General features: G+C 45.4%; 15 protein-coding genes, 1 pseudogene and 1 other annotated feature. Of the genes and pseudogenes, 10 read left to right on the top strand and 6 right to left on the bottom strand.

Features of this window, described 5'->3' with window-relative positions:
• The first annotated feature begins 1 nt into the window (after window position 1).
• The 4 genes and pseudogenes from DW251_RS11165 to DW251_RS11150 all read left to right on the top strand — a co-directional run.
• Complete coding sequence (locus DW251_RS11165) at window positions 2-1,489, top strand: cell wall-binding protein (protein ID WP_118301164.1); 1,488 nt, start codon at window positions 2-4, stop codon at window positions 1,487-1,489.
• A 543-nt stretch (window positions 1,490-2,032) separates the two neighbouring features.
• Complete coding sequence (locus DW251_RS11160; RefSeq protein WP_021870262.1) at window positions 2,033-3,709, top strand: putative manganese-dependent inorganic diphosphatase; 1,677 nt, start codon at window positions 2,033-2,035, stop codon at window positions 3,707-3,709.
• A gap of 27 nt (window positions 3,710-3,736) precedes the next feature.
• The gene (locus DW251_RS11155) at window positions 3,737-4,321 is read left to right on the top strand and encodes a flavin reductase family protein (RefSeq protein ID WP_021870261.1); all 585 of its coding nucleotides are present in this window, start codon (window positions 3,737-3,739) and stop codon (window positions 4,319-4,321) included.
• Between the two features lie 34 nt (window positions 4,322-4,355).
• A pseudogene (locus DW251_RS11150) lies at window positions 4,356-4,850 on the top strand (shikimate kinase); the annotation flags it as partial.
• 249 nt (window positions 4,851-5,099) lie between these two features.
• On the opposite strand, the gene DW251_RS11145 reads toward DW251_RS11150, so the two are convergent.
• Together DW251_RS11145 and DW251_RS11140 are read right to left on the bottom strand one after the other, a co-directional pair.
• Entirely contained in the window at window positions 5,100-5,495 is a 396-nt protein-coding gene (locus tag DW251_RS11145) for a hypothetical protein (protein ID WP_021870259.1), read from the bottom strand.
• Entirely contained in the window at window positions 5,485-8,301 is a 2,817-nt protein-coding gene (locus DW251_RS11140; RefSeq protein ID WP_118301162.1) for a transglycosylase domain-containing protein, read from the bottom strand. The genes DW251_RS11145 and DW251_RS11140 overlap by 11 nt, the downstream gene beginning before the upstream one ends.
• Before the next feature lie 270 nt (window positions 8,302-8,571).
• Window positions 8,572-8,838, top strand: a binding site (T-box leader).
• Between the two features lie 209 nt (window positions 8,839-9,047).
• On the opposite strand from DW251_RS11140, the gene DW251_RS11135 reads away from it, so the two are divergent.
• Window positions 9,048-10,763 carry a carbon starvation CstA family protein gene (locus tag DW251_RS11135; RefSeq protein WP_118301160.1) on the top strand — a complete coding sequence of 572 codons (1,716 nt, stop codon included), beginning with the start codon at window positions 9,048-9,050 and terminating at the stop codon, window positions 10,761-10,763.
• A gap of 118 nt (window positions 10,764-10,881) precedes the next feature.
• On the opposite strand, the gene glpK is transcribed toward DW251_RS11135, so the two are convergent.
• On the bottom strand, window positions 10,882-12,372 hold the full coding sequence (gene glpK / locus DW251_RS11130; RefSeq protein ID WP_021870255.1) for a glycerol kinase GlpK: 1,491 nt from the start codon (window positions 12,370-12,372) through the stop codon (window positions 10,882-10,884).
• A 198-nt stretch (window positions 12,373-12,570) separates the two neighbouring features.
• Between glpK and DW251_RS11125 the strand changes: the two genes are divergently transcribed.
• Window positions 12,571-13,116: a zinc ribbon domain-containing protein gene (locus DW251_RS11125; RefSeq protein ID WP_118301158.1), complete on the top strand. Its 546-nt coding sequence runs from the start codon at window positions 12,571-12,573 to the stop codon at window positions 13,114-13,116.
• A gap of 3 nt (window positions 13,117-13,119) precedes the next feature.
• On the top strand, window positions 13,120-13,974 hold the full coding sequence (locus DW251_RS11120; protein ID WP_118301156.1) for a patatin family protein: 855 nt from the start codon (window positions 13,120-13,122) through the stop codon (window positions 13,972-13,974).
• A 199-nt stretch (window positions 13,975-14,173) separates the two neighbouring features.
• On the opposite strand, the gene DW251_RS11115 is transcribed toward DW251_RS11120, so the two are convergent.
• On the bottom strand, window positions 14,174-14,491 hold the full coding sequence (locus DW251_RS11115; RefSeq protein WP_147352227.1) for a hypothetical protein: 318 nt from the start codon (window positions 14,489-14,491) through the stop codon (window positions 14,174-14,176).
• 252 nt (window positions 14,492-14,743) lie between these two features.
• On the opposite strand from DW251_RS11115, the gene DW251_RS18310 reads away from it, so the two are divergent.
• Genes DW251_RS18310 through DW251_RS11100 form a run of 3 tightly spaced genes read left to right on the top strand, consistent with a single transcriptional unit; the run spans window position 14,744 to window position 16,095 of the window.
• Window positions 14,744-15,166: a spore coat associated protein CotJA gene (locus DW251_RS18310; protein WP_243034931.1), complete on the top strand. Its 423-nt coding sequence runs from the start codon at window positions 14,744-14,746 to the stop codon at window positions 15,164-15,166.
• Window positions 15,167-15,472 carry a spore coat protein CotJB gene (locus tag DW251_RS11105; protein WP_021868895.1) on the top strand — a complete coding sequence of 102 codons (306 nt, stop codon included), beginning with the start codon at window positions 15,167-15,169 and terminating at the stop codon, window positions 15,470-15,472.
• Entirely contained in the window at window positions 15,472-16,095 is a 624-nt protein-coding gene (locus tag DW251_RS11100) for a manganese catalase family protein (protein ID WP_021868894.1), read from the top strand. Before DW251_RS11105 ends, DW251_RS11100 begins: the two co-directional genes overlap by 1 nt.
• A 79-nt stretch (window positions 16,096-16,174) precedes the next feature.
• Here the strand turns inward: DW251_RS11100 and DW251_RS11095 are convergent, their stop codons facing one another.
• Entirely contained in the window at window positions 16,175-16,810 is a 636-nt protein-coding gene (locus DW251_RS11095) for an ATP-binding cassette domain-containing protein (protein ID WP_118301152.1), read from the bottom strand.
• Between the two features lies 1 nt (window position 16,811).
• Window positions 16,812-17,543: an ABC transporter permease subunit gene (locus tag DW251_RS11090; protein WP_118301173.1), complete on the bottom strand. Its 732-nt coding sequence runs from the start codon at window positions 17,541-17,543 to the stop codon at window positions 16,812-16,814.
• Window positions 17,544-17,568 lie beyond the last annotated feature (25 nt).

Below are 17,568 nucleotides of genomic sequence, written 5' to 3'. Positions count from 1 at the left end.
TATGAGAGATCAGAAACGTTGGATGAAAAACTGGATCAGGGCATTGGCTGTGGGAACGATGATCACCGCAGCGGTTCCCATTTCTGTTATGGCAGCAGAAAAAGGCTGGGTCAATGAGGACGGTGCGGCCCATTATGTGGACAGCAATGGCTCTTATGTAAAAAATCAGTGGAAAACTTCCCAGGGAGTTTCCTATTATCTGGATGAAAACGGAGATCTGGCGAAGAATGTATGGGTTGACGGTACTTACTATGCCGGAGAAGATGGCAGTATGACAAAGGATGCCTGGATCTATGTGGATGAAAATGATGGATCCATGAAATCCGGCTGGTATTATCTGAACCGGAATGGAAAAGTGGAGAAGAATGACTGGAAGACCATAGGAAAAGGCAAGTATTGTTTTGACAGCGATGGACGGATGCGTACCGGCTGGCATTATGAGAACGGAGATATTTATTATCTGGGAAATGGTTCGGAAGGTTATACCAGAAGTGGCTGGTATTTTCTGGAAAGTGATGGAAAGAAACGTCCGGCAGAGGGAAGTGTTTCAAAGGATCTTTCCGGGGAGTCTGAAAATGGAAGATGGTATTATTTCCAGTCCAACGGCAAAGCCAGAAAAGGTGAAAATGGTGCTCCAAAGGAAACAACCATTGATGGAAAGAAATATTATTTTGACGAAAATGGTGTTATGCTTACCGGCTGGCAGTGTGTAAAGGAAAAGGCAGAGCCGGGAGACGGGACAGGCATCAGCCGTTTTGTATATCTGGGCGGAAAAGAAAAAGGCATGTTAAAGGGCCAGTGGTTTGAGACAACTGAAAAGCCATGGGATACAAAGGCATGGAGTACAGCTCTTAATACCCAGGCAGTGAGAAAGAACAACACAGACGAGACAGCTCTTATGAAGAAAGACGGATCCCGATGGTTCTATCTGGAAAATGATGGAACTCCCCTGTTTTTATCTGCGGATGCAACAGGATTAAAAGACGGGGCTGTAAAATTAGACGGAAGATATTATTTCTTTGACTCTTACGGTGTCTGCCAGTCCGGAATGATCAAATTTACTTCCGGCGGTAAGACAGAGACCGCTTACTTTGATCCGGAAGCAGGCGGCGCCCTGAGTATTGGACGCAATACCAATGTAGTTGATAAGAGAGACAAGGTTTACACTTTCTGTTCCGGTACTTCCGGCTCTGAAAAGGGTTGCGGCATTAACGGCGTGAAGGATGGATTTTTGTATTATAATGGCCTTTTAGTCAGTGCCAAAGAGGGCAGCTCCTATGAGCCTTTTAAGGTTTCCGGTCAGGTTTACCTGGTAAATGAGGCAGGAAAGGTGCAGACAGAGGAAAAGAAGTATTCTTCTGATGGAAATGCTGCATACACTATTGAAAATGGAAAAGTATTTACTTTAGATGAAAATGGTGAGAAAAAGAGCGCGGCCACAGGTTTAAGCCTTCCGTATGCAAGTTGGAAGATCCAGTATCAGAGATAGAAGTGAATAGAGGAAACAAACATAGATATAAAAATGGTTACAGTTCAGACATAACATCTTCTTGTTTCCATATTCATGAAAACAAGAAGCCTGATGGTTCCACCATATGCTGATTTGAACAAGAAAGCGCTTATGCAAGCAAGCTTGCAACACATTTTCTCATTCAAACCAGCGCATGGCTGAACTGTAACACAAAATGCTGCAGGGACATCGGATCCTGCAGCATTTTTGCACTTCACTGTATACATGGGAATACTTGAAAAAAAAATGGCGGTCTGCTATACTTGACTAACGAAAAACTTCGTAAAATGAGGAGACCCCGGTCGTTTCCAACCGGGGCAATTATGAAAAATCTATGTGCAATTTGACTAATAACCTGTTTTTTTATTACCTCTTTCTTATGAAAATAGTATAAAAAATAAATGTGAACGAAATGTGAACATATTGTAAACAGATTATAAAACATTGTACAGGAAAAAGAAACAATATGTGTAAATCAAAAGACAAAAGAATGAGCGCGATAAGCATCTCAGGGAGGGAGAAATGGAACAGGAATTAAACAGAAAAACCATGGTGATCGGACATAGAAATCCGGATACGGACTCGATCTGTTCCGCCATTTGTTATGCAAATCTGAAGCAGGCAGTTACTGGGGAAGAATATATGCCTGCAAGAGCCGGACATGTAAATGGAGAGACACAGTTTGTACTGGATTACTTTGGGGCAGAGGAACCGCAGCTTGTGGAAGATGTGCGTACCCAGGTAAGAGATATTGAGATCCGCAAGACCAAAGGTGTGGCAGACAATATTTCATTAAAGAGAGCATGGAATATCATGCAGGAGAATAATGTTGTGACCATTCCTTCTGTAAGGGAAGATGGTACACTGGAAGGCCTGATCACAGTAGGAGACATCACCAAGACCTACATGAATATTTATGACAGCAGCATTCTGTCAAAGGCAAATACACAGTATTCTAATATTATTGAGACACTGGAAGCAGAACTGATCATCGGAAGCGCAGAAGCTTATTTCGACCAGGGAAAAGTACTGATCGCAGCTGCAAACCCGGATCTGATGGAATTTTACATTGAACCACATGACCTGGTTATTTTAGGAAACCGTTATGAGTCCCAGCTTTGTGCCATTGAAATGGGAGCGGACTGCATTATCGTGTGCGAAGGCGCAGCTGTTTCCATGACCATTAAAAAGATCGCCCAGGAAAGAGGCTGTACGATCATTGCAACTACTTATGATACTTATACAGCAGCCCGTCTCATCAACCAGAGCATGCCGATCAGCTACTTTATGACAAGAGAGCATCTGATCACATTTAACAGTGATGATTATATTGATGAGATCCGTGAAGTGATGGCAAGTAAACGTCACCGTGATTTCCCGATCCTTGACAAGGATGGCTATTATCTGGGGATGATCTCCCGCAGAAACTTACTTGGCGCAAAAGGAAAACAGGTTATTTTAGTAGACCACAATGAGAAGAATCAGGCAGTGGCTGGTATTGAAAATGCTGAGATCCTGGAGATCATCGATCATCACCGTCTGGGAACCATCCAGACTATGTCACCGGTATTTTTCCGCAACCAGCCTTTAGGCTGTACTGCTACCATTATCTATCAGATGTATCAGGAGGCCGGTATTAAAGTAGAGCCGAAGATTGCGGGACTGTTATGCAGTGCCATTGTATCTGATACATTGCTGTTCCGTTCTCCAACCTGTACTCCGGTGGATGAGATGGCAGCAAGAGCGCTGGCTGATATTGCAGGCATTGATATTGAAAAATATGCAATGGAAATGTTCAGTGCAGGAAGCAATTTAAAGGATAAGAGTGACGAAGAGATCTTCTATCAGGATTTCAAGCGCTTTACTTCCGGCAAGGTGACCATTGGTGTTGGACAGATTACTTCCTTAAATGGTGGGGAACTGGATAAGTTAAAGGGTCGTATGGAAGCATTTATGGAAAAAGCACTGGAAAACAATGGCCTGAATATGATATTCTTTATGCTGACGAATATATTGACAGAGACAACCGAACTGATCTGTGAAGGACAGGGAGCCCTGCAGCTGGCAGGAAAGGCATTCCACCAGGATATTGAACTGTTAGAAGAGGAAGGCTTAAAGGAGCCGGTACTGCGTCTGCCGGGAGTTGTTTCCAGAAAGAAGCAGCTGATCCCGGAACTGATGTTAGCAGAGCAGGAATAGGGATCAGATCAAGAAAGGATAGAAAAAATGAGTAAAGAATACTGGAAGCCGGGAAACATGCTGTATCCCGTTCCCGCTGTTATGGTAAGCTGTGGAAGAGAAGGGGAAAAACCGAATATCATTACCGTTGCCTGGGCCGGAACCATCTGCTCTGACCCGGCTATGGTTTCTATTTCTGTGCGGAAAGAGCGTTATTCCCATGATATCATCAAAGAGACAGGGGAATTTGTCATCAATCTGGTAAATAAGAGATTGGTTCGGGCTACCGACTACTGTGGCGTAAAATCCGGCCGTGATGTGGATAAATTTGCCGAGACCCGTCTGACGCCTCAGGCATCCCGTTATGTAAAAGCACCTGGTATTGAGGAAAGCCCTGTAAATATTGAGTGCAAGGTAACAGAGGTAAAAGAGCTGGGAAGCCATGATATGTTCCTGGCAAAGGTTGTAGGTGTGACCATTGACAATCAGTATATGGATGACCGCGGCAAGTTTAACCTGAATGCTTCCGGACTGACTGCTTATTCCCACGGAGAATATTTTGAACTGGGTAAGAAGCTTGGAAGTTTCGGATATTCTGTACGCAAACCTGCCAAAAAGAAGAAAAAACGTTAGTTCGCGCCATTGCTCATAAGGAGGAAACGAAAAAATGAAGCCGAATATTACTATGATCGGCATGCCTTCATCCGGTAAAAGTACCGTAGGTGTGCTTCTTGCAAAGAGACTGGGATTTTCTTTTATTGATGTGGACATTGTGATCCAGGAAAAAGAAGGAAGACTGTTAAAGGAAATTATCGCTGACGAGGGCATGGACGGCTTTCTGGAAGTAGAGAACCGCATTAATGCAGGTCTGGAAGCGAAAATGTCTGTGATCGCTCCTGGCGGCAGCGTTATTTACGGGGAAGAAGCGATGGCTCATTTAAAGGAGATCAGTGAGATCGTTTACCTGAAAATGAGTTATGAGGAAATGGAAAAGCGTATCGGAAACGTAGTAGACCGTGGTGTTGCTTTAAAACCGGGCTTTACCTTACGTGACCTGTACAATGAGCGAGTTCCTTATTATGAGAAATATGCGGATATCGTCATCGATGAAGAAGGAAAAAATGCCGGTGAGACCGTTGATGAACTTAGAAATATCATCGAGGGCATGATGGACCAGAAGATGATCCAGATGTTCATCGATGAGCAGAAGCGCAAACTGGAAGAAAGAGACCGGCTGTTAAGTGAGAAGGATGAAGAGATCCGTCAGCTGAAAGCGCGGATCGCGCAACTGGAAGGAAAGTAAAGTAATAAGTTTCCCATCTATGAGGAAAAAATACAGATAGGGGCTGCCGCTTGATCATCTATTTTGGATGATTAAACGGCAGCCCTTATTTTTTTAAATCCTATAACACTATAGCAATTCCATATACGCAAATAATTTATTGATCCCAATAATTCCCACGATCAGAAGCAGGATCACGATCACCAGTGACACGGCAAGAAAGACCATTTTATAGTAAAGATAAGCTCTTGCAAAGTCCTGCATTTTGTTGTGTTCTGGCTGGCGGGCCAGTTTTTTCAGGTAGAACCAGCCGTAAATGGGAATGTTCATGCACATGAAGGTGTGGAACCATTCACTGATCTCAATGGGACGGGAGTCATAGGGGATTTCTGTATTGTCAAAAACTTCATTCCCTGTGTTGTCCTGTACCATATTTGCAGACCCGAAGACAGGCTGTCCAGAAGTCTTCTTTTTACCTTTTATCTGGCGTTCTGCCCAAGGCCACAGTATTTTCTTAGTTTTCATCGCCTCTGCCTCCTGGTCCATAGATTTCTGCATTGTTCCACTTATACTGTTCCTTACTTAAAGCGGAGCGCAGCTGACGCTGCTGGGATTGTACCTGCACTTGAGCCTGGCTTTCTTTCTGGGCTTCTTCCGCCTCTTTTTCAGCCTGGGCAGCATTCCACTCACTTTCCGTTGGAAGAGTGGTGATACGGGAGATGGCAGCCTGGAGCCTTGCAGAAAGGGAGGCTTCCTCATCATCACCTGCAACAAGGGAAAGTTTGTCGATAGCATCAGATACCAGATCTTCGGCATCTGTTTCCTGGTATTCCAGATTTTCGATCCGCTCTAAGGCCTGCATAAAGGTCTGTTTCTTTACTGCCTTTTCTTCCTGGGCACGTTTGGCTTCTGCGTCTTTTGCAGCCTGTTCCTGTGCCTGTTTCTTTTCCTCTGCCTGAACCGCTTCATACCGGCTGATCTCATCGCTCATACCGGCAATGATCTCCTTAAAGTAGTCATACCGGCTTTCCACCTTCTCTAAAAGACTGGCGCGAAGTTCGCCGTCATCTAACAGCGGCAGCTTGGAGGTAATACTGTTGTATTCGTCTTTTACAGTATAAGTATCTTCTACAGATCCGATCTCCTTTTCCATAAAGGCATCTACAGAAGCCTGAAGAGTAGTCTCTAACTGTTCCTGCTCTTTTTCATGAAGACTCTGTTCTGCGCGGAACTGGGCAGTGGTGCTGAAATAATCTTCCATACCGGTCTTGGAGTCTACTTTGCGCTCGACTGTTTCCGGCTGTATCCAATCCCAGGGTTCTAAGCCCTCATGGATCTGATCCATAACGGATTTCCAGATCCTTCCTGCATAGGTGGCACCATAGATACCAGGCATATTTCTTGGTATATCATAACCTACCCAGATCGCAGTAGTGTAATAACGTGTATAGCCGCAGAACCAGGTATCCTTACTGCTGTTGGTAGTACCGGTCTTTCCGGCTGCAGGCATATCATTGTCCAGTCCAAGTCCCTGGCCAGTGCCGTAGGCTGCAGTAAATGTGCCTTTTAAAACATCTGTAAGCATAAAGGCAGAGTCATCTCTGTACACCTGATGGGCAGATGGTTTTAAATCTTTGGTCAGTTCCCCGTCATGTTCATGTTCGATCTTAATAATGCAGGTACGGTCATTGTATACACCGCCGTTTGCAAGGGTGCTGTAGCCTTTTGCCATATCCACGACCCGGACGCCGTTGGTAAAACCGCCGATACTTAAGGAAGGAACATTATTATCCACATAAGTCAGTTTCTGGAACTGCATTTCTCCTAAGTAATCCAGACCATAATCAATGCCAATGTCCTCTAAGATCTGCCATGCAACGGTGTTTAAGCTTCGGTTTAAAGCTTCACGGACTGTTACATTTCCAAAATAACGTCCGCCGCTGTTGGAAGGTCCGTCGGTCCATTTGTGGTCATCTACCATGCGTGTAGGGTAATATTCACCGGTATCAAAAGCCGGACCATAGTCGATGAGCGGCTTAATGGTACTTCCCGGCTGTCTGGCACTTAAATAAGCTCTGTTAAATTTGTCTTCTGTGCCGCGGCCGCCTACAATAGCAACTACATAGTTGGTCTTATTATCAACGATGACACCGGCTCCCTGAAGAGCATATTTTCCATTTTCCTGCAGCTCTGTAAAGCCGGAAAGAGACTGGTCAATCTGCGCCTGGAGCTGGCTCTGGATGGTACTGTCTATGGAAGTATAGAGCTTAAAGCCACCGCTTCGGATCAGGTCTGATTTTTCAGAATAAGCGGCTGTATACCGGTCCATGTACTGGGTATAATCTTCTTTATCTTTAAAAATGTACTGGAACTGGAAGTTGTCTTTCTTCATTAATTCCAGGGCTGCGCAGTGGATGGCATAGCTGCTCTGATAATTTTCATCCGTTCCCTCAGACTCCTGCTGTACGATCTTAAGTGGGGAGTTTACTGCTTTTTCGTAATCTTCTGGGGAGAGATAGCCTACTTCTTTCATACTGTTAAGGACATCATTACGCTTTTCTTTGGAAGCGTCCGGATGAGCTACCGGGTCATAGGCAGAAGGGCTGTTGCTGATACCGATGAGGATCGCCGCTTCTTCCGGGGCAAGATCGCTTGCGTGTTTTCCAAAATAATACAGGCTGGCAGCTTCTACGCCATAGCACTGATGACCGTAGAAATTGGTATTGCAGTAAAACTCCATAATGTCAGCTTTGGAGTATTTTTTCTCGATCTCAGGAGCAAGAAGAATCTCCACGATCTTCCTTGTAAAGGTACGTTCCTGGGTGAGATATGTATTTTTGATCACCTGCTGGGTAATAGTGCTGCCGCCCTGGGTCACATGGCCGCCGTGTTTGACAAGAGCCAGACCGGCCCGGAAGGTGGCAATCCAGTCTACGCCGCCGTGACTCTTGAAACGACGGTCCTCCTGGGCAATGTAGCCGTTTTGCAGGTTCATGCTTATCTTACTTATATCTACATACTGATAATGACCTGCGTTAATAAGTCCGATCTGCTTTCCGGCCTTGTCATAGACAACGGTATCAGAGAGCATGGAAAAATCGGACCGTTCCATCTGTGCCAGTTTGTCATAGGCGATCTCACGGCACTGGTCTAATTCCGGTTTTACCTTTGCATAGATCAGAAGGCCAACGATCGCCATGATGATAAGACCGGCTGTGATCACAGACAGTATGCCATGGAAAAGCCAGCCCAGGATACCAAAACAGGTTGCTATGGGGTGACCGGATCCATGGGCCATTTTTTTGTGTGTCTGCTTACGTAAGTCTTTCATAATGGTTTAAATCCTCTCTTTAAGTTTTCATTGAAAATTTTTGGGAAAATCCACTTAAAAAATCTGTAGTTATTATAATTCATATAGAAGAAAATTCCTAGTTAAATTCGCAGTGAAAACTTAAAAACATAGGCTTTTGATAGGATATTAGAACCTGCAGGAATATATTTTATAAAAATTAGATATAGAAATTATAAAGAAAATATAAAAAGAGGGAATTGACAAATGGAAAAAAAGGACTATAATGACAACTATTCAAGAGTTAGACATTCAAATGCGAAGAACAGGACAATGCTTTTCTGAGTATCTACGCATGGCAGAGAGCTTTCGGTTGGTGAGAGAAAGCAGCGCGACAGAAAAGATATCACCTGCAAGCAGTCTGTATGAAAACAGGAAACTGTAAGTAAGACAGACCGGGGTCCCGCCGTTAAAAGGGAGCGTATTCGTCCGGACAGAGAGTCGGAGGATAGGACAGAGTGGTCGGTGCAAACCGGCAATAAGAAGTGGTAACGCGGAGTTTGGAACTTCGTCTTCTTGGTGAGTATCCATTTGGGGTATTCGGGAAGATGGGGTTCTTTTTTTACTGTGAAAGTATCGCCAAGCGGCAGTTGTGAGAGTGCCGTAGGCACGGAACAACTGACTTTCAATTGGTGACGATCCGCTTATAGAAAATGGCAGTTGGATGTTTTACATTGAATTAACAACAGACAATAGATCACAGATTACATGAGAGGAGAGTAAAGATTATGAATACACTTGTAATTGTTTTGATCGCAGCTGTATGCCTCTTTGCAGGCTACACATTATATGGCCGCTGGCTGGCTAATAAATGGGGCATTGATCCTAAGGCCAAGACACCGGCAGTTGCTATGGAAGACGGACAGGACTACGTTCCTACAGACGGCTGGACCGTTTTCGCACATCAGTTTTCATCCATCGCAGGCGCAGGCCCTGTAACCGGTGCCATCCAGGCAGCAGCATTTGGCTGGCTTCCAGTTCTGTTATGGGTCATCATCGGTGGTATCTTCTTCGGCGCTGTTACAGACTTTGGTGCTCTGTATGCCAGTGTTAAGAACGAAGGAAAGTCCATGGGACTTCTGATCGAAAAGTACATCGGAAAGACCGGACGTAAGCTGTTCTTATTATTCTGCTGGCTGTTTACACTGATCGTTATCGCAGCATTTGCCGACATGGTAGCAGGTACATTTAACGCGTATACCGTAAAGGACGGTGTAACAGAACTGTCCGCAGCAGCACAGACAAACGGCGCAGCCGGTTCCATTTCCCTGCTGTTCATCGTATTTGCAATGGTATTTGGCGTAATGCAGAAGCATTTACATCTTACAGGTTGGAAAGAAACAGTTGCCGGACTTGCCTGCACCGTTGCAGCACTGGCAATCGGTATGGCTTTCCCGTTAGTAGCCGGAAAAGATACCTGGTCTTATCTGACCTTTGCTTATATCTTTATGGCAGCTGTAATGCCAATGTGGCTTTTAATGCAGCCTCGTGATTACATGACAACTTTCATGTTTGCAGGAATGATCATCGGTGCTGTTGTAGGTCTGTTAGTAGCTCATCCAACCATGAACCTTCCGGTTTATACTGGATTTAAGAATGCAAAAATGGGAGATATGTTCCCAATCCTGTTTGTAACTGTTGCATGTGGTGCTGTTTCCGGTTTCCACAGCCTGGTTTCCTCCGGTACCTCTTCCAAGACCGTTTCCAATGAAAAGGATATGTTAAAAGTTGGATACGGTGCAATGGTACTGGAAAGCTTATTAGCTGTTCTGGCTCTCTGCGTAGCAGGTGCTGCTGCAGCTGCTGACGGAACTGCTGCAACAGGAACCCCATTCCAGATCTTCTCTGCAGGTGTTGCAGGTTTCCTGGAAATGTTTGGTATCCCGGTTTATGTAGCACAGTGCTTTATGACCATGTGTGTATCTGCTCTGGCTCTTACAAGCCTTGACTCTGTAGCACGTATCGGACGTATGTCTTTCCAGGAACTGTTCAGTGTAGATGATATGGAACATGCAGAAGGCTGGAGAAAGTTATTCTGCAACAAGTATTTCTCAACTGTTATCACTCTGGCATGTGGCTTTATCTTAACAAAGATTGGATATTCCAACATCTGGCCTCTGTTCGGAAGCGCAAACCAGCTGTTAAGCGCACTGGTTCTGATCACTCTGTGCGTATTCTTAAAAGTAACCGGAAGAGAGAACAAGACTCTGTTCCCACCACTGATCATCATGCTCTGCGTAACCTTTACTGCACTGGTTGAAAGAACCATTGCCCTGGTAAATGCATTTGGCGCAGGAACTGCTGTATTTATGGTAGAGGGACTGCAGCTGATCATTGCCATCCTGTTAATGGTCCTTGGTGTGATCATTGTATACACATCTGGTAAGGAACTGTTTAATAAGAAAGCTGAAGTAAAGCACAGCAAGGAAGGTAAGCTTGCATAAGCTGGTTCAGGAATAAAAAGGGTTTTGGATTAAGATATGAAATAAAAAATGGCGGATATGGGATTTGAACTCTCATATCTGCCATTTTTTGTTGTCATGTGTCTGTTAAGATTTTGTGTTATCTGGCCCAGCCGTAGGAGCATTTTACAGCACGGTCCCAGCCGGATATCATTTCTTCCCGTTTTTCGTCCGGGATGTCCGGGGTAAATGTTTTATCAATTTCCCAGTTTTTTACAACTTCTTCTTTATCTTTCCAGTATCCCACAGCCAGTCCCGCAAGATAAGCAGCGCCCATAGCTGTGGTTTCCACGCATTTGGGGCGTTTTACAGTAAGATTTAAGATATCGGACTGGGTCTGCATGAGATAGTTGTTGGCACTGGCACCTCCGTCTACTTTTAAGGAGGTCAGATCTATGCCGGAGTCTGCTTTCATGGCCTTTAAAACGTCATTGGTCTGGTAGCAAAGGGAATCCAAGGTGGCACGGATGATGTGGTATTTATTTACACCTCTGGTGATGCCGGTGATGGTTCCCCTGGCATACTGATCCCAGTGAGGCGCGCCCAGACCGGTAAAGGCGGGAACTACATAGCAGCCGTTCGTATCAGGAACTTTGGTTGCCATGTATTCGGAGTCAGCAGCAGAGTCGATAAGGCGCATTTCGTCACGGAGCCACTGGATGGCAGCTCCGGCAACAAAAATAGAACCTTCCAGGGCATAGGTTACTTTGCCGTCCATGCCCCAGGCAATGGTGGTTACCAGGCCATTTTTGGAAAAGACAGGTGCATTTCCTGTATTCATCAGCATAAAGCAGCCGGTGCCATAGGTATTTTTCACATCCCCCGCTTCAAAACAGGTCTGGCCGAATAAGGCGGCCTGCTGGTCCCCGGCTGCACCACTGATCGGGATGGGACCACCAAAGAACTGGGAGTCTGTTTCTCCGTAAACGCAGCTGGATGGCATAACTTTTGGCAGCATACATTTTGGGATATTTAATTCTTTTAAGATGTCCTCATCCCACTGCAGAGAGTTGATATTAAAAAGCATGGTGCGGGAGGCATTGGAATAGTCGGTCACATGGATACGGCCCTTTGTCAGCTTCCAGATCAGCCATGTTTCCACCGTTCCAAAGAGAAGTTCCCCTTTTTGGGCCCGTTCTCTGGCGCCTTCTACATGATCCAGGATCCATTTTAACTTGGTGCCGGAAAAATAGGCATCGATCACAAGGCCGGTTTTTTGGCGGAAAGTATCTGTAAGGCCTTTGGCTTTCAGAGAGTCACAATAATCAGAGGTCCTGCGGCACTGCCATACAATCGCGTGGAATATGGGTTCTCCTGTATGCCTGTCCCATACGATCGTGGTCTCTCGCTGATTGGTAATGCCGATGGCGGCAATGTCTGCTGCTGACGCGCTGATTTTTGACATTGCTTCCACAGCAACGCCTAACTGGGTGGACCAGATCTCATTTGCATCATGTTCCACCCAGCCGGGTTTTGGAAAATACTGGGTAAATTCTTTCTGGGCAAGGCTGCAGATCTCCCCTTTTTTATTAAACAGGATACAGCGGCTGCTGGTAGTCCCCGCATCCAGTGCCATGATATAGTCTGCCATGTTTCTCCTCCTGTAGATAATGTTTTCCAAAATTTGTTTTAAATTTTATTTTAATATCATTTTACCATAGCAGCAATGGGTTCACAAGCATGGTCTGGACGTTGACATTTTTATAAGAAAAAGCCTATAATATGAGGATAAGTACATGATATGTACAGGACACTGGTAAGTGCATCAAACATAAGGAGGATGATCCATATGGCATTTTTAGATCAGATCAGTAAAAATCTTGCAGGTTACGGAAAAGAAGCTGCAAAAAAGGCGAAAGATACAGCTGAGATCTTTCAGTTAAAAGCTGAGATCCGCGGAGAAAAACAGAAGATCAATGAGCTGTATGCAGCTATTGGTGCTGTGTATTTTAAAAATCACAGAGACGAGTCTGAGGATGAGTACAAAATGTTCTTCCCTGAGATCGAAAACGCAATGGAGCACATTGCAGAACTGGAAGAAAAGTTAAAACAGCTGGATAATACAGAAAAATGCCCCTGCTGTAATGCACTGGTAAGAAAAGGGGACGCTTTCTGCAGCAAATGTGGAGCAGCTCTTCATCAGGAAGAGGAGACAGCAGAGAAAGATAATGCAGATGTTGTAACTGAGGATGATTTTGTCCCGGAAGAGGCTGCAGAAGAGCCGGTAAAAGACCAGAAAGAAGACTTGGTGGAAGAGTCAGGTGAAATGACTGAAAATACGACAGAAGAAGAGACAAAGCAGGAAGAGGAGCCGGTTTCAGAGCCGGAAGAATGAAGCATGAGAGAAAAAAAGACAGGGCTGGTGCTTGAAGGCGGCGGCATGAGAGGTATTTATACAGCAGGAGTTCTGGATGTGTTTATGGAAAACGGCATTACCTTTGATGGTGTGATCGGTGTATCCGCAGGTGCGATCCATGGATGTTCCTTTGTATCCGGACAGAAAGGCAGAAGTATCCGGTATTACATGAAGTATTGCCGCAACTGGCAGTTTATGAGCTTTCGCAGCCTTCTTTTAACTGGTAACATTGCAGGAGAGAAATTCTGCTATCACACACTGCCTGAAAAGCTGGATCCATATGATTATGAGGCATTTAAGAAAAGCCCTACAAAATTTTATGTAGGCTGCAGCAATGTGGAGACTGGAAAGGCAGAGTATCTTCCTATTACAGATATGAAGGAGCAGATCGACCGGATGAGAGCTTCCGCTTCCTTACCCCTTGTGTCTAAGATCGTAAAGACAGCAGGATTGAAGCTGTTGGATGGCGGCTGTACAGACAGTATCCCGGTTAAGGCTTTTGCGAAAATGGGATATACAAAGGATGTTGTAGTTCTGACCCGTCATAAAGGCTACCGGAAAGAAATAGAAGGTACTGGTCTGACAAAACTTGTATACAGAAAATATCCGGAATTTGTAAAAGCTGTATACAGACGTCCAAGTGTGTATAATCATACACTGGATGAAATCGAAAAATGGGAAGAAGAAGGAAAAATCTTTGTGATCCGGCCAAGCGTTCCTTTAACCATCGGACGGATGGAGGCAGACCCGAAGAAGATTAAAGAAGTTTATGAGCTGGGGCGTGATGATGCCAGGAGACAGATCGAAGATATGAAGGTTTTTTTAGGAATTGAATAATTGGAATAATGTTTGGACTTAAATGATCTGGGCTTTTAAGCAGGGCGGCTGAATTTCTCAGCCGCCATTTTTCATGTACTAGGAAATTCCGTTGGAACTCCCTAGTACACAAAAAGGCACATTCTTATTTATACCTGTCTATGCAGATCTGTACTGGAAAGTGCTCGGTCATACCGGGAGAGGCATGAGAGTATATGGGCTAATTGCATCCACCGCATCCGCCATCAGGACCGCCACAGCCACCATCGCGACCACCGCCACAACCACTGCCGCCGCAACCGCCGCCAGGACCGCCGCAACCGCCGCCATCACGACTACCACCGCATCCACCGCCGCAGCCGCCGCGGTTCCACAGTGCATCATTGTAGCCCTGCCAGTATCCCTGGCGGAAGCCTTCACGGAAGGAATTTCTTCCACCGCATCCGTTGTTATTACAACGTCCGCATCCACCGCCACAGCCGTTGTTCCAGCCATTGCATCCATTATTCCAACGATTATTACATCCAAACCAACACATAGATCTACGCTCCTTTTCGTTGTTGAGTTGTTGACCATTTGCTAAACGAAGGAAAGAAGCACCGGTAAGTGCTGTCTTTGATACGTTTGTACTATAAGATATGGGACAGAGGGACAATGTGTGCAGATACGGGAAGGGAAAATGGAGTGCGGGAAAGAATAAGGGAACGTAAGAAAGGACAGCAGCCGTTGTAACAGCTATTAACCGGGCTACATAAATTAATAGGGAAAAGAAAAGGAGCTATTGATTTATATGGAGTCATATACAGATATGAAATATAGTGACTGCGGCTGCAGTGGCCGGTGCCGCAAGGTATCCGGTAACCGGAACCAGTCTGTACGAAGCTGTCTGGATCCGGCGATGCAGGCAGGAAGCGGAGTCAGGTATCCACAGATGGGGAACCAGATGAATGACGGGATGCCCCAGATGATACCGGAAACTGGAAATAATTGGGAAAATAACGGAAATTTCGGCTGGAACCGCATGCCGGGGCTGGAGGGCAATGCCTTCTGTCCGGGAAGTATGCCGGGGATGTTAGAAAAAGATTATCCTTTGGCAATGGCCTATGTACCATGGCAGCAGTGGCAGACGCCTTATGGACCAGAGCGTGGCTTAGCCCAAGGAACCATCTTTTCAGAGCTGGACCTGGCCTTTGATAAAGGGAGGTGCAGCTAGATGATGGGAAACATGAATAACAGTATGAACGGCAGCATGAACAGAATGGGTGGTACTTCAAAAGATGCCCTGCTCATGGCTGTCAATCAGGCAGGTTTTGCGGTAACAGAGGCAAATCTTTATCTGGATACACATCCCTGCGACTCTCAGGCGATTGCTTATCTGAAACAGATGTCCCAGGCATATGCAGATGCAAGAAATGCTTACGAAGCCCAGTATGGTCCCCTTCGTGCTGAAAATGCCAGAGATACAGTCTACTGGTCCTGGACAGACGACCCGTGGCCATGGGAAGGAGGCGGTTATTAATGTGGATCTATGAAAAGAGACTGGAATTTCCTGTAAATATTAAAGAACCAAATGCGAAGATGGCCATGTTTATCATGAGTCAGTATGGAGGTCCCGACGGGGAAATGGGTGCTTCCATGCGTTATCTTTCCCAGCGCTATTCCATGCCATACAAGGAGTGCAAGGCAGTCCTTACAGACATTGGCACGGAAGAGTTGGCCCACTTGGAGATCGTGGCGGCCATCGTCCACCAGCTTACCCGGAATTTAACAGCCGAACAGCTGGTAGAACAGGGCTTTGGTCCTTATTATATTGACCATACTACCGGGATCTGGCCTCAGGCTGCAGGCGGTGTACCGTTTAATGCCTGTGAATTCCAGAGCAAGGGAGATATTATCACCGATCTTCATGAAGATATGGCTGCGGAACAGAAAGCCCGCTCCACATACGACAATATACTCCGTGTAGTCACAGATTATGACGTATGTGAGCCTATCAAATATTTAAGAGAGCGGGAGATCGTTCATTATCAGAGATTCGGTGAAGCCCTGCGCATCACCCAGGAGAAGTTAGACAGCAAGAATTTCTATGCGTTTAATCCGTCTTTTGACAATGGAAAAAGTGTGATCCAGCCGAGAAATTAAGGGGATCACAAAAATCCCGCAGTAAAATCCAACGGTATATAAAAAGCCCGGCAAAACCGGGCTTTTAAACAGAAAAATATTACAGAGTAAGCAATATTCCACCAAGTTTCTCCACATCTTCCTTCTGATGGGTGGAGATCAGAAGGAAACGATCCTGTCTGTATTCCTTTAAAAATTTTATGACCTCATCTTTTGTTCCCTCATCCAGACCTGTAAAGGGTTCATCCATTAAAAGCAGATCCGACCTGGTAAGAAGAGCCCGCAGGATGGCAGTCCGCCGTTTCATACCGCCGCTTAAGGTAGATACCGGCCGGTTTAAACATTCTTCCGGCAGAAGACGGCACATAGCTGTGAGGATCTCATCCCTGGAAATCCCGGAAATTTCAGAAGTATGTTTTTTCTGCACCATCATCACATTTTCCAAAGGGGAAAAAGAAGGACAGAGCCGGTCTTCCTGGAAAACAGCGGAAATGCGCAGAGAACGGGAAGCATCTGTATCAGTTTCAGTCCCGGCTCCGGACCCCACATTCCAGATAATATCCCCTTCATCTGCCTTTTCCAGTCCCATAAGAATACGGAATAAAGTGGTTTTTCCTGTTCCGGAAGGACTCATCAGGCAGTAGGTCTTATACCGGTCTAAAGTCAGATCCACATTTTTTAAGACGGTCAGTGTACCATAAGATTTTGACAGGTTTTTAATTATGATCTGTTCCATATCAGTGACGTACCTTCTTTAATAATGTAAGAAAAACAAACTCAAAAACTGCGCTTATAAGGATAATGGAAAAGGTCCAGGCAAAAAGCCCGGAAGTATCCAGATACAGTTTTGTGTAATATAGTTGCTCGCCAATAGAAGTTTTCGGGATACCGATCACTTCTGCAGCAACTCCTGATTTCCAGCTCATTCCCAGGGCAGTCCTGCAGCTGCTTACCAGATAAGGGTGGACAGCCGGGATGAAGAGGTAGCGCACTTTTTTTAAGAATGGCATGGAAAAGACCTGGGACATTTCCAAAAGCTTTTGATCCATATTTTCAAGTCCTGCCAGCGTAGCGCCATAGATCATGGGAACTACCACCAGAAAAGAGATAAAAACAGACAGATTTTCTGACCCGATCCAGATCAGTGCCAGAATGACAAAGGAAGCCACCGGTACAGATCGGATCATCAACATAGGCGGTTTTAAAAATTCTTTCACCAGGGGAAAGGCCCAACCAAGGCTTCCAAGAAGGATCCCAAGGCAAAAAGCACTTAAAAATCCCAGGCAGATGCGAAGGGAAGAGTGAAACAGGCTCAGCCAGAAATCCCCGTCTTTTAACAGTCCTACCAGCGTCAGTGCCATGTCAAAAGGCCCGGCAAAAATAATATTGTTGTGGATGAAAAGGTCCGCCAGCTGCCAGATCCCGATCCAGATCAGCCAGCAGACCCAGTTTTTTCCATATTTTTTCATCAGATTTTTCATTGAAGCAATAAGA

This window comes from Clostridium sp. AM22-11AC (assembly GCF_003473545.1).
In the GTDB taxonomy this organism is placed as follows: Bacteria; Bacillota; Clostridia; order Lachnospirales; family Lachnospiraceae; genus Enterocloster.
This window is presented reverse-complemented; position numbering and strand designations above follow the sequence as displayed.